The following is a 12,307-nucleotide window of genomic DNA, read 5'->3' as shown; positions in this document are numbered from 1 at the left end:
GCTCTCTTTTGGGTCGGGGAGAAATATGGCTGGACGGACAGTGACGCGCGCAGATTTGTGTGAAGCGGTCTACCAGCAGGTCGGCCTCTCCCGCACGGAGTCGGCGGCGCTGGTGGAGTTGGTGCTGCGCGAGATCGCCGACTGTCTGGTTCGCGGCGAGACCGTGAAGCTTTCCTCCTTCGGCTCCTTCGTGGTGCGCGACAAGGGCGAGCGGATCGGCCGCAATCCCAAGACCGGCGAGGAAGTGCCGATCGAGCCGCGGCGGGTCATGGTGTTCAAGCCGTCGAGCATCCTCAAGCATCGCATCAACGGAACCACGCCCGACGGCGCCGACGCGGACTGACGCCGGCGGCGCTCTCGCTCTCTTCCATGCCCGTTGGCGCCGGCCCTCCTGCGTGAGCGCGGGCATGGGCGCTGGCGGGGCCTGCGCCTTCCTTTCCGCTCATCGCCCTGCCCGCTATCATCCTCGCCGTAGCGGCCGTCGATTCGGCCGCGTCATGGGGCGCGATGCCGGGTCCGGGCGGACCCCGGGTGGGAGGTCCAGTGGGCGACGCACGCGACACCTCGAAGGCCCCAGACGCCTTCCGCACCATCAGCGAGGTCGCCGAGGACCTCGACCTGCCGCAGCATGTCTTGCGGTTCTGGGAGACGCGGTTCGCCCAGATTCGCCCGGTGAAGCGCGGCGGTGGCCGGCGCTTCTACCGTCCCGAGGACATCGACCTTCTGCGCGGCATCCGCCATCTGCTCTACTCGGACGGCTACACCATCAAGGGGGTGCAGAAGATCCTCAAGGAGCACGGCGTGCGGCACGTGCAGGATCTCGGCGTCGAGCACGATGTGGCGGTGATGCGCAGCGCGCGTGCCAAGGAGAGCCATGACGGCGTGACCTTCGGCGGTCTGCTCGGCCTTCTCCCGCGTCGCAAGCCGCGCCCGTCCGCGGGCGATGAGCTGGCGGGCATGGAGGAGCTGCCGCTCCCCTTTCCCGATGCCGACGCAGACCTGGAGACGGGGCACGATGCGCCGCCGCCCGAAATCCCGCTGCGTCAGCGCCCGGCACCGGCCCAGCGATCGCGGCCGGCGGGCGGAGATCGGGCAGGGATCGGGGAACGGGCAGGGGCACAGGAACGGGGACGGGAGCCGCGTATGGATCCCTCCTTCGCGCCGCCGCGCGGCCCTGGCCACGGCGAGCCGCATCGCGCCGCGCCCGAGAGGCCGTCCGAACCGCCGCGGCAGCGGCCCACCCGAGGACCGGCGGCGCGCATCGCCGCCCCCGGCCCGGCGCGCGAAGCCGGTGCCGATGCGCCTGCGTTCGACGACCCGCTGCTGCCCTTCTTCGACGAGGCGCCGCTGGCGCCGCCCGCACTGTCCGAGCCGCTCGACGCGCGTATCCGCCGGCTGAAGGGCGACATCGCCGCGGAGGCCGAGGGCCGGCGCGGACGCCGGCGGCCGGAAGACGCCCGGCACGACCGCTCCCGCGCCGGGCCGGAGGGGCCGCCGCGGGACGGCTTTCCGGAACAGGATCATGAGCCCGGCCTTTACGACCTCCCGCTCGATGGAGCGCCCGAGACAGAGCCTCCCGGCAGCGCGTTCCGCCCGCGCTCTGCCGCCCTCCCGGACCTGCCGGCAGCGCGCCGGCGGCAGGCGCCGGCCGGCCCTCCGATGGACGATCCGCGCCGCGGGCGCCGGTCCTGGGACGACCTGGAGGCTGAGGAGAGGCTCTCCCACGGCGATGCCGATTTCGATCGCCCTCCGCCGCGCGAGCCGCGCCGCGCCGACGACCGGATGCGGCCCGAACCCCGCGGCCGCGACTGGGAGCCGGAGAGCCTCCCGTACCGGGACGAGGACGATGCCGCCGGACCGCCGCGGCGGTCCGGGCGCGGGCCGCGCACACCTTACCTAGACGAGCACCCGCACGGGGCCGATGCCCTCCGTCCCGAGCTGTCCCGGCCCGAGTTGTCTCGCCCCGAGCCTTGGGCGCGCCGCGCGCCGCCGGCGCAGCGGCATGGTGGGGAGCGGATGGTCTCCGGTCCCGACGAGGTCCGCGACCGGCATGGGTCGGCCGGGATTCCCGGAGCGCCGATCATGAAGGACGACGAGGAGGCCCGCTGGCCCGAGCGCTCACCGGAGCGGCCGCGCCGCGCCGTCCCGAGGTTCGGCCCGTTCGCCGGCCCCCCGGAGGAGATCGAGCCGCCCGTTCCCGAGCATCCGCCCCATCCGGGACCGTCCCATGCTGGACCTGCCGGTCCCGGATCGTCGTCCGGTCCGCAGGCGCCGGTCGTGGGCTGGCCGAGGCGGGCGGCGGACTGGCGCGGCGACGATCCGTTCGACGCGGGGGCGGACGAGATCCAGCGCCGTCCCGTCCCGCCCGAGCCTTTGCGCCATGGCCCGCCGGAGCAGTACCTGCCGCCGCACCTGCGGTCCGAGCCGCGGATCACGGGCCAGCCGCCGGGGGCGGCGCCGGTTCTTTCCCGCGCCGACGTCCACTGCCTGCAGGCGGCGCTCTATGAGCTGACGGAATGCCGGCGCCTCATGGGCGAGGCCATGGGCCGGGAGAAAGGTGCCGGCGGCAGGGAGACGATCGCCCAGGACGATGCCGCGCCGCTCTGATCCCGCAGCCGGTCCCGCTGAACCTGCGCACCGGTCGGCCCGCGTGGCGCGCCGACCGGAAGACATCCTCGCGTCATGGGGCGAGAACGCCGCTTATCGATCAATCTGTTTCAGCTTGATCGGTGAGCGCTCTAGTCGAGCACCGCGAGCTGGACCTTGGTGATGCCATTGCTGGTGAAGCCGAGCTCGGAGGCCGCCGCGCGGGAAACGTCGATGATGCGGCCCCGCACGAACGGGCCGCGATCGTTGATCCGGACCACGACGCTGCGCCCGTTGCGCAGGTTGGTGACGCGCACCTTGGTGCCGAAGGGGAGGCTACGGTGCGCTGCCGTCATGGCCGACGGGTTGAAGCGTTCACCGCTGGCCGTGCTCTGGCCCTGCCAGTAGTAGGAGGCGATGCCGGTATCGGCTCGGGCGGCGGTGGCCGACAGGAGCCCGCCGGACAGGGCCAGGACGGACAGGGACAGGCACAGGCTCACGCGATTCTGCATGCGTTCAAGCTTCCGTGTTGTTGAGGGAGGAGGGCCGAATGCCGGCCGAATGGGGCCTCAGTGTCACCATCCAGAGGCAATTTTCTGGCGAGCTACCCCTGCGTCGCCACACTTCTGCCGTGTGCGGGAAGCCGGAACAGGAGCTTCCCGCATTCGACGAACAGCCGCCGCGGTCGGATCGGGAGCTTGCCGCGCGATCTTCTGGGGAGGGGGCGGGCAGGGGGCGAATAAGGCTTGTCGGCCGAACGGTGATGGTCTAAGGCTCGCCCCCATGTCGGAGCGTAGCGCAGCCCGGTTAGCGCACTAGTCTGGGGGACTAGGGGTCGTGGGTTCAAATCCCGCCGCTCCGACCATTCTCCCCGCAGGGTCTGCCTCAGCTTTCAATCCCCGCTGCTTTCACCCCTCGCACCACGGCGCCCCGGCTTTGCGGCGGGGGTCGTGTGCGTTTCCCGGCCGCCGCAATGCAATGGCGCTTCATCCACGCCGCGCCCGCGACTATCGTGGCCGGGGGAAGCCGAGGGCCGCTGTCATGAAGGATCGCAAGGGGCGGGCGCCGCAGGATCCCGCGGCCGAGAGCCCGGCGATGGCTGCGCGGCGCCGCTGGTTCATCATCGCCATGGCAGGGGTGGCGGGCGCGCTCTCGATCGCGCTCGCGCTGCTGCGTGGCCTCAGCTGACCGCCCTGGACCCTTGAAGCCCGCCGGGGAATCGCCCATCCGCTGAACGCGGCGCGCCGAACGCCAAGAGGAGCGCCATGAGGAGACCGCCTGTCCATGCCGCCTGATTCACCGGCCCCGACACCCCTCACCTTCACCATCCTCGGCTGCGGCTCGTCGGGCGGCGTGCCGCGCGTGGGGCAGGGATGGGGCGCGTGCGATCCGGCCGAGCCGCGCAACCGGCGGCGGCGCTGCTCGCTGCTGGTGGAGCGCCAGGGCCCCGGCGGCACCACGACGGTTCTGGTCGACACCTCCCCGGACCTGCGCGAGCAGCTGCTCGACGAGGAGGTGACGGCGCTCGACGGCGTCCTGTTCACGCATTCCCACGCCGACCATACCCATGGCATCGACGACCTGCGCCCGCTGGCGATCCTGCACCGGCGGCGCCTCGACGTGTGGACCGACCCGGAAACCTCGGCCGCGCTGCACGCCCGCTTCGCTTATTGCTTCGCCACGCCCCAGGGCGGCGCCTATCCGCCCATCCTCACCGAGCACCGGTTCCACGAGGGGCGCGAGATCGTGGTCGACGGTCCTGGCGGTCCGATCACGGCGCTGCCGTTCCGCCAGCGGCATGGCGACATCGACTCGTTCGGCTTCCGCTTCGGCGGCGTCGCTTATTCAAGCGATGTCAACGGATTTCCAGACAACAGCCTGTCGCATTTGAAGAATTTGGATGTCTGGATTCTTGATGCGCTGCGTGAGGCGCCGCATCCTTCCCACTTCACCGTGGGCGAGGCGCTGGACCATATCGCCCGGATGAAGCCGAGGCGGTCGATCCTGACCAATCTCCATACCGATCTCGACTATGCACGCCTCGGCGCCGCGCTGCCCGAGGGCGTGGTGCCGGCCTATGACCGGATGCGCTTCACCTCGCCTTGAGTGCGCGTCGTCCGGCATGCCAGCTTCCGGGGTGCGAAATAAGCTGAGTTGTTAATCTCAAACCACTGTTTTTAAGATATATTTTTGTGAATCGGCGGCGCCTGTTCCGTCCGGTTCAATCCCTGGGTCAACCTTCTGGCGCATGGGCAAGGGAGCATCGCCGGCCGGGCAGCAGGATATGAATGTTCCATAATATATCTTCTGCGTTCTGTGCTGCATCTCCCGATCCATCGCCCCTCCGGCCGCTGCTCCCATCTGGATCGTTGTCGGCAGCCCTCGGCCAGCCCGCCGATGGGCTCCGTCAGGACCCGGCTTCGGGCGGCGAAGCCGGCGCCCCCTCAGCGGGCGTGCGCGCAGGCTTCAGGTCGATCAGCGGCGTGCCGGTCCGACAGTCGAGCCCGCGCACGGTCACGCTCGTGCCCTCCACCGCCACCAGCGCCGCGACCGAGGATGCGATGGGGTTCGGCCGCACCGGCGAGCGCAGCGCGAAGGTGCCGGCCGCCGCGCCGCCGCGGGGCACCTGGAGCACCAGGTCGCGCCGCGCCTCGTCCATCCAGTAGAGCACCTGCACGTGGCGGAACCCCGACAACCCCGTCAGCGCCTGGGCCCAGCGCGGGTCGATGCGCAGCGTGCAGAGCGGCCCGTCCGTCATGTCGCCGCGGCGCGGACAGTCGGCGCGGGTCGTCCACGGCGTCTCGATATGGCCGATGAAGTAGACGCCGGCATCGAAGCCGTCCGGCAGCGTCACCGACCGCTCACCGGCGCGAATGCCCGCGCCCGCCCCGTTCTCCACCACAGACATGGCCCCTTCCCGTTCGTTCCGGCGCCGGGAGAGCTTATGGTGTCCCGTTCGGCCCGCAAGGAGGTTTCCATGGTCCCGTCCCGCGACATCGCGCGCCTCATCGAGATCATGGCGGCGCTGCGCACGCCGGGCAGCGGCTGCCCGTGGGACCTGGAGCAGACCTACGCCACCATCGCCCCCTACACCGTGGAGGAGGCCTATGAGGTGGCCGACGCCATCGCCCGCGGCGATCTCGGCGACCTGAAGGAAGAACTGGGCGACCTCCTGCTCCAGGTGGTGTTTCACGCCCGCATGGCCGAGGAGGACGGCGCCTTCGCCTTTCCGGACGTGGTGGAAGCCATCACCACGAAGCTGGTGCGCCGGCATCCGCACGTCTTCGGGGCCGCGCGCGACCTGTCGCCCGAGGCGGTGAAAGGCCTGTGGGCGGAGATCAAGGCCGAAGAGAAGCGCGAGAAGGCCGCCCGCCGCGCCGCCGCCGGCCTGCCGCCCGACGAGGGCGGCAGCGTGCTGGATGGGGTGCCCCTCCCCCTGCCCGCCTTGACCCGGGCCCTGAAGCTCCAGGAGAAGGCCAGCCGCGTCGGCTTCGACTGGAACGACGCGCGCCAGGTGCTCGCCAAGATCCGCGAGGAGACGGACGAGGTGGCGGAGGCGCTGGATTCGCACGGCCTCGCGGCGGTGCGCGACGAGATGGGCGACCTCCTGTTCGCCGTGGTCAACCTCGCCCGCCATGCGGGGGTGGACCCGGAGGCGGCGCTCGCCGGCACCAACGACAAGTTCATGCGCCGCTTCCGCTTTCTGGAGCAGGCGCTGGACGTGCAAGGCCGCACGCCCGAGGCTGCGAGCCTCGACGAGATGGAGGCGCTGTGGCAGGCGGCGAAGCAGGCTGAGCGCGGAGCGGCCAGCACCACCGGCGAGGCATCGAGCGCCTCGGCCTGATGGAGCCGAGGCCGCTACCCTTTTCCCGCCCTCACGCCGCCGCGTCGCGCCTCCCCTCGCCGAGCGCGCGCTCGGCGAGCCGCACCCAGTAGGAGGCGCCAAAGGCGATGGCGTCGTCGCAGAAATCGTAGGTCGGGCTGTGCAGGCCGGAGCTCGGTCCGTTGCCGACGAAGACATAGGCGCCCGGCAGCGCCTCGAGCATGTAGGCGAAGTCCTCGGCCCACATCATGGGGCTGGTCGCGTCGTCCACATGGTCGTCGCCGGCCACCTCGCGCGCCACCTCGGCGGCGAAGGCGGCCTCGCGCGCATGGTTGCGCGTCACCGGATACCCCTCCTTGAACCGCACGGTGGCGCTGGCGCCGTGGGCGGCGGCGATGCCTTGGGCCACCTCCTCCACCCGCTTGAACACCTTGAGGCGCACCTGCGGATCAAGGGCGCGCACGGTCCCGAGCAGGCGCGCGCGGGGCGGCAGCACGTTGTCCACCTCGCCGGCCTGGAACACGCAGATAGAGATCACGGCGGCATCGAGCGGGGTGATGTTGCGCGCCACCACCTGCTGCAAGGAGGTGACGATGGCGGCGGCGCAGAGCACCGCGTCGACCCCCTGCTCCGGCTTCGCCGCATGGCCGCCGCGTCCCTCGACGATGATCTCCACCTGGTCGGAGGAGGCCATGATCGGGCCCGGCCGCATGGCGAAGCGCCCCACCTCCAGCCCCGGCATGTTGTGCATGCCGTAGACCGCGTCCGACGGGAAGCGGGTGAACAGGCCGTCCTCGACCATGGCCCTTGCGCCCGCCCCGCCCTCCTCCGCAGGCTGGAACACCACATGGACCGTGCCGGCGAAGGCGCGGGTCTCGGCGAGGTGGCGCGCGGCGCCGAGCAGCATGGCCATGTGGCCGTCATGGCCGCAGGCGTGCATGCGGCCGGCATGCTCCGAGCTGTAGGCCGCCCCGGTCGCCTCGACGATCGGCAGCGCGTCCATGTCCGCCCTGAGGGCGATGGCGCCTCCCGGTCCGCGCCCGCGGATCACGCCGACCACGCCGGTGCCGCCGATCCCCTCCACCACCTCGTCGCACCCGAAGGCGCGCAGCTTCTCCGCCACGTAGGCGGCGGTGAGCGGAAGGTCGTATTGCAGCTCGGGCCGGCGGTGGAGCGCCTGGCGCCAGCCGGCGATCTCCCCGGCCGAGGCGGCGATGCGGTTGTTCACGGGCATGAAGCGTCCTGCGTCGCCGGAGCCTGGGAGCTCCGGCTGAAAATATGATCACGAGCGATGCGTCGGCGGCGGGCGCCGCGCCGTCGCGTCCCGTTCCATGCTGCCGCGCGGGACGCCCAAGTCAACCGACCGGCCGCGGGTTCCTGTCGACTCAAGCGATGTATCGGATTAGAATCTCAGTCTATTACATTGATTATAATGGATTATTTTTGAGATTTTGAACTTCCGCGCGAAGGTATGGAGGGGGTTCTGGGCGCCTGCCCTCCGCAAGACGGACAAGCCCTGAATCCCAGCCGCGAAACACCGCCGCAACACCAGGCTGTTGGCGCTTCCGGATGCGATGTCGGTGGAGCTTGAAGGGCGGCTTTCCTGAGCGTTCGGACTCAATGCGGCCCGGCCGAAGCGGCCTCAAGGGCCGGGACGGCGTTCTCCCAGATGCGCTCGAATTGGGCGCCGTAGCGGGCCGCGGCCTGGGCGTCGCGCAGGATGATCAGGTCGTTGTCCTGGTGCTTCAGGGCGTTGACGGAGAAATTGGCGGAGCCGGTGCGCACCAGCTGGCCGTCCACCACATAGGCCTTCATGTGCATGATCGGCTTCTCCGGCTTGCGGCGCACGCTTGCGCCGAGCGGCGACAGCCGGTCGTAGGCCTGCTTCTCGCCGCCATCCACCACCAGCCGCACGGCGACGCCGCGCCGCGCCGCAGCCACCAAAGCGTCGGCGACCGCGCGATCGGTGAGAAAGAAGGCGGCCATGTCGATGCGCGTGCGCGCCGCGGCGATGAGGTCGAGGTCGATCCGCTCCAGGTTCTCGGCGGGCGAGAAATGGATCTCCGCCGCCCCCTGAGCGAGCGCATCGCCCGCGCCGACCCCGGCGCTCAGGACCACGGCGTTCAGCAGCGCCGCGCCGGCGATGCGCGCGAGCGCGCGGGCCGGCGCGCCGGGGGACGGGCGGCAGGTGCGCCGCTGGGCGATGTGGGGCATCACGTCCGTTCCTCCGCTGCGGTTCTGCGCGAGGCTGAGGTCGCCAGGCTATCCTTCTGCGCCGCCACCGGAAAAGGGGGCTGCCGCCCTACCCGATCGCGGCAGCGCCCGACCCGGCGATAAGACGGCCCGAGGAGCGTCGTACGTTCCCCGGCCGGTCTCATGGGATATCATTTTAGGATATGGATGTTTTTGGTGAGCCCGTCGGGATTCGAACCCGAGACCCCATGATTAAAAGTCACGTGCTCTACCGGCTGAGCTACGGGCTCACTTGTGGGAAGCGTGGTTAGGCTGCCGGGCGGGCAGCGTCAAGGCTGGGATCGGGCAAGAAGGCGCGCTCTCCCCATCGCGCCGCCGCAAAGGCGCACTACATGAGGGGGAAGGTCGCGGCCGGGGGCGGCGCGGCTGTGGACAGATTCCGGACTCCCTCATGGCCTCCTTCTCCATCCTCGACCTGGTGCGCATCACCCAGGACACCGACGCGCGCGGCGCGCTGCTCAACGCGCGCGACCTTGCCGCCCATGCCGAGCGCTGGGGCTATGCCCGCTTCTGGGTGGCCGAGCACCACAACATGGCGGGTATCGCCAGCGCGGCGACGGCGGTGGTGATCGGCCACATCGCCGCCGGCACCAGGACCATACGGGTGGGGGCCGGCGGCATCATGCTGCCGAACCATTCGCCGCTGGTGATCGCCGAGCAGTTCGGCACCCTGGAGCAGCTCTTCCCCGGCCGCATCGACCTCGGGCTCGGCCGCGCGCCGGGCACCGATGGCGAGACCCTGCGCGCCCTGCGGCGCACTTATGAGAGCGCCGACGCGTTCCCGCAGGACGTGCTGGAGCTGCAGGCCTATCTCTCGTCCGAGGCCGCCGGCCGGCGCATCCAGGCGGTGCCGGCGGCGGGCACCAACGTGCCGCTCTGGATCCTCGGCTCAAGCACCTATGGCGCGCAGCTGGCGGCGATTCTCGGCCTGCCCTACGCCTTCGCCTCCCATTTCGCGCCGGACCTGCTGCTGGAGGCGCTCGCCGTCTATCGCGAGCGGTTCAAGCCGTCGGCGGTGCTGGAGCGGCCCTATGCCATGGCCGGCCTCAACGTGATCGCCGCCGACACGGATGAAAAGGCGCGCCGGCTCGCCACCACCCAGCAGATGAGCGCGGCAGACCAGTTCCGGGGCGCGCGCGGCTTGAGCAAGCCGCCCATCGACGACATCGAGAGCTATTGGACGCCCATGGAGAAGGTTCAGGCGCGGCGCAAGCTGGCGCGCTCGGTGGTGGGCGGTCCGGATACCGTGCGCGCGGGCATGTCCGCCTTCATCGCCGAGACCGGCGTCGACGAGGTGATGATCGTCTCGGACATCTACGAGCACGCGGAACGGCTGCGCTCGTTCGAGATCATCGCTTCGCTCGGGATGACGTCGGCGCCGGCGCCCGCCCTGACGGCAAGCTGAGGACCGAGACAGGAATGCGCGATCCCGGCCGCCGGGCGCGCCGCCTCAGCCGGCAAGGCTCCGGCGCCGACGCGGCGCGGGCGCCTCTCGGTCCGCAGTGGCCGGCGGTGCGCCCCGCCCCTCCCCGGCGTAAGGCGCGAGGATATCCATGATGTCCCGTCCCCGGCGCCGGGTGGGCTGGACCAGGGCCCGGCTCGCCACCGATTCCAGGTGCTCGTGCATGAGGTCCGCCACCTTCGCTTCGTCGCCCGCCGCCAGGGCGTCGATGAGGGCGCCATGCTCGGCGACTGCGCATTCCGACGAATGGGGCCGGCTGAACAGGGACAGCGTGAGGCAGCAGCGATAGGCGATCTCGCCCACATAGCGGACCAGGACCGGGCTCTGGGTCATCTCCGCAAGCAGGATATGAAATTCGGTGGCAAGGCGGATCGACGTCGAATCCGGGCCGCCGTGAGCCGCCTTCTCGGCCGCCACGTGGGCCCGCAGGCGCGCCACCTGCTCCTTGGTGAGCCGGCCCGCGAGCTTGCGCACCACGAGGCGCTCCAGCTGGATGCGGATGTCGAAGGCGTCGCGGGCTTCGGCCCAGGAGGGGGTCGCCACCACGGCGATGCGGTTGCGGCGCAGCTCGACCAGTCCTTCCGCCGCCAGCTGCCCCAGCGCGTGGCGGGCGATGGTGCGGCTGACGCCGAAGCGCTCGCCCAGCGCGTCCTCCGGCAGCTTGGTTCCGGGCTCCAGCGCCTGCTCGAGGATGGCGCGGCGCAGGGCCCTGCAGATGGTCCCCACCCGGTCGGTCGGCCCCTCGGCCGCACCGTTCTCTCGCGCCATCTCAGCCATCCCGCATGAGCCGCCGCGCCCGCGGCCGGCCCTTCTCCCGGCTCAAGCCATAGCGTGCCCGAGCCGGCGCAGCAACGCGCTTGCGCACGCCTTTCAAACCGCATTCTGAATGCAGTTCGGCAAAAGGATTGCATGCCAAATGGACGATGGCCGCCAAGCCCAAAGCGTGCGCCGTTCGGCCCGAAGCGCGCGGCGTCCCGGACCTTCCCGCAGCCCTCGCGTTCGTCACGGCAGCCGGTCGTTATTTATCGTAATTTCCGATTGATTGTAGAAAAACAACTCGATTGTCTGATTGGTTTTCGACCGCGATCCTGCCGGCCGCAAGGAGCCCCGACATGGTCGACCACACCACCAGCCATACCCCCGCACCGCATCGCGCGCGCCTATCCGATCGCTGGGGCGGCGCGAACATCCTGCCCGGCCTCGCCCTCGGGGTCGTGATCGCCGCCACAGCATATCTGGTGCGCCTGGTCCCAGGCCTCGGCATGGTGAGCCCGCTGGTGATCGCCATCGTCATCGGCATGGCGTTCCACAATGTCGTCGGCACGCCGGTCACCGCCAAGGCGGGGGTGAAGTTCTGCCTGCGCCGCATCCTGCGTTTCGCCATCGTGCTGCTCGGGCTCCAGCTCACCCTCGCGCAGGTGCGGATGGTGGGCGCCACCGGCTTCGCGATCGTCGCCGTCACCCTTGCCGCCACCTTCTTCGCCACCCGCTGGACGGGCCGGCTGATGGGGGTCGACGCCAGGCTGTCCGAGCTGATCGCCGCCGGCACCTCCATCTGCGGCGCCTCGGCGGTCATCGCCACCAACACCGTCACCCGCGGCTCGGACGAGGACGTGGCCTATGCGGTGGCCTGCGTCACCGTGTTCGGCTCGCTCTCCATGCTGCTGGCGCCGGTGCTGCTGCCGCTCACCGGCTTCGACGCCCAGGCCTACGGCCTGTGGACCGGCGCCTCGATCCACGAGGTGGCGCAGGTGGTGGCGGCCGCATTCCAGGGCGGACAGGCGGCTGGCGAGTTCGGCACCGTGGCGAAGCTCTCCCGCGTGATGCTGCTCGGCCCGCTGGTGATCGGCCTCGGCATCGCCGCCTTCCGGCAGGCGCGCCGCACTGGCGGCGAGAGCGGGTCGGCGCGCGTGCCCCTGCCCTGGTTCGTGTTCGGCTTCATCGCCATGGTGGCGGTGAACAGCGCCGGCCTGGTGCCGGACGCGGCGCGCCCCGCCATCGTCTCCGCCACCACCTTCCTGCTGGCGGTGGCGCTCGGGGCCATGGGGCTGGAGACCGACGTCGCCAAGCTGCGGATGAAGGGCCTGCGCCCGCTTGCGCTCGGCGCGGCGGCGTGGCTTTTCATCTCGGCCCTGAGCTTTATCCTCATCGCCGTATTTTTCACGGGGTAAGCCGAACCGGTG

11 protein-coding genes, 2 tRNA genes and 1 pseudogene are annotated in these 12,307 nt (G+C 70.8%); 8 read left to right on the top strand and 6 right to left on the bottom strand.

Annotation, left to right across the window (positions count from 1 at the left end; translation table 11 throughout):
- The first annotated feature begins 25 nt into the window (after window positions 1-25).
- Entirely contained in the window at window positions 26-343 is a 318-nt protein-coding gene (locus V5F67_RS14035) for an integration host factor subunit alpha (protein ID WP_394017176.1), read from the top strand.
- Between the two features lie 164 nt (window positions 344-507).
- Window positions 508-820 (top strand): annotated as a pseudogene (locus V5F67_RS14030) (MerR family transcriptional regulator); the annotation flags it as partial.
- Window positions 821-2,738: 1,918 nt separating this feature from the next.
- Here V5F67_RS14030 and V5F67_RS14025 read toward each other — a convergent pair.
- Window positions 2,739-3,098: a septal ring lytic transglycosylase RlpA family protein gene (locus V5F67_RS14025; RefSeq protein WP_394017177.1), complete on the bottom strand. Its 360-nt coding sequence runs from the start codon at window positions 3,096-3,098 to the stop codon at window positions 2,739-2,741.
- Between the two features lie 275 nt (window positions 3,099-3,373).
- On the opposite strand from V5F67_RS14025, the gene V5F67_RS14020 reads away from it, so the two are divergent.
- The 3 genes from V5F67_RS14020 (at window position 3,374) to V5F67_RS14010 (ending at window position 4,692) form a co-directional block, all read left to right on the top strand.
- Window positions 3,374-3,451: transfer RNA gene (locus V5F67_RS14020), tRNA-Pro, on the top strand.
- Window positions 3,452-3,627: 176 nt separating this feature from the next.
- A complete protein-coding gene (locus V5F67_RS14015) occupies window positions 3,628-3,774 on the top strand; it encodes a hypothetical protein (protein WP_394017178.1) in 147 nt (48 codons plus the stop codon).
- A gap of 96 nt (window positions 3,775-3,870) precedes the next feature.
- Window positions 3,871-4,692, top strand: coding sequence for an MBL fold metallo-hydrolase (locus V5F67_RS14010; protein ID WP_394017179.1), 822 nt, complete (start codon window positions 3,871-3,873; stop codon window positions 4,690-4,692).
- Window positions 4,693-4,993: 301 nt separating this feature from the next.
- On the opposite strand, the gene V5F67_RS14005 is transcribed toward V5F67_RS14010, so the two are convergent.
- Window positions 4,994-5,494, bottom strand: coding sequence for an SAM-dependent methyltransferase (locus V5F67_RS14005; RefSeq protein ID WP_394017180.1), 501 nt, complete (start codon window positions 5,492-5,494; stop codon window positions 4,994-4,996).
- Window positions 5,495-5,563: 69 nt separating this feature from the next.
- On the opposite strand from V5F67_RS14005, the gene mazG reads away from it, so the two are divergent.
- Window positions 5,564-6,430, top strand: coding sequence for a nucleoside triphosphate pyrophosphohydrolase (mazG, locus tag V5F67_RS14000; RefSeq protein WP_394017181.1), 867 nt, complete (start codon window positions 5,564-5,566; stop codon window positions 6,428-6,430).
- Between the two features lie 31 nt (window positions 6,431-6,461).
- Here the strand turns inward: mazG and V5F67_RS13995 are convergent, their stop codons facing one another.
- From V5F67_RS13995 to V5F67_RS13985, 3 genes are all read right to left on the bottom strand, one after another.
- The gene (locus V5F67_RS13995) at window positions 6,462-7,643 is read right to left on the bottom strand and encodes a M20 aminoacylase family protein (protein ID WP_394017182.1); all 1,182 of its coding nucleotides are present in this window, start codon (window positions 7,641-7,643) and stop codon (window positions 6,462-6,464) included.
- Window positions 7,644-8,026: 383 nt separating this feature from the next.
- On the bottom strand, window positions 8,027-8,623 hold the full coding sequence (locus tag V5F67_RS13990) for a phospholipase D-like domain-containing protein (protein WP_394017183.1): 597 nt from the start codon (window positions 8,621-8,623) through the stop codon (window positions 8,027-8,029).
- Between the two features lie 193 nt (window positions 8,624-8,816).
- Window positions 8,817-8,892: transfer RNA gene (locus tag V5F67_RS13985), tRNA-Lys, on the bottom strand.
- A gap of 161 nt (window positions 8,893-9,053) precedes the next feature.
- Between V5F67_RS13985 and V5F67_RS13980 the strand changes: the two genes are divergently transcribed.
- Window positions 9,054-10,067 (top strand): LLM class flavin-dependent oxidoreductase, encoded by a 1,014-nt coding sequence (locus tag V5F67_RS13980; protein ID WP_394017184.1) that lies wholly within the window; start codon window positions 9,054-9,056, stop codon window positions 10,065-10,067.
- Window positions 10,068-10,112: 45 nt separating this feature from the next.
- Here the strand turns inward: V5F67_RS13980 and V5F67_RS13975 are convergent, their stop codons facing one another.
- Window positions 10,113-10,892 (bottom strand): GntR family transcriptional regulator, encoded by a 780-nt coding sequence (locus V5F67_RS13975; RefSeq protein WP_394017185.1) that lies wholly within the window; start codon window positions 10,890-10,892, stop codon window positions 10,113-10,115.
- A gap of 344 nt (window positions 10,893-11,236) precedes the next feature.
- Between V5F67_RS13975 and V5F67_RS13970 the strand changes: the two genes are divergently transcribed.
- Window positions 11,237-12,295 (top strand): YeiH family protein, encoded by a 1,059-nt coding sequence (locus tag V5F67_RS13970; protein ID WP_394017186.1) that lies wholly within the window; start codon window positions 11,237-11,239, stop codon window positions 12,293-12,295.
- The last annotated feature ends 12 nt before the right edge of the window (window positions 12,296-12,307 follow it).

The sequence above is a fragment of the Xanthobacter pseudotagetidis genome (assembly GCF_043194795.2).
GTDB lineage: Bacteria > Pseudomonadota > Alphaproteobacteria > Rhizobiales > Xanthobacteraceae > Xanthobacter > Xanthobacter tagetidis_A.
The sequence above is the reverse complement of the archived record's forward strand: the minus strand, read 5'-3'. Positions and strand labels throughout refer to the sequence as shown.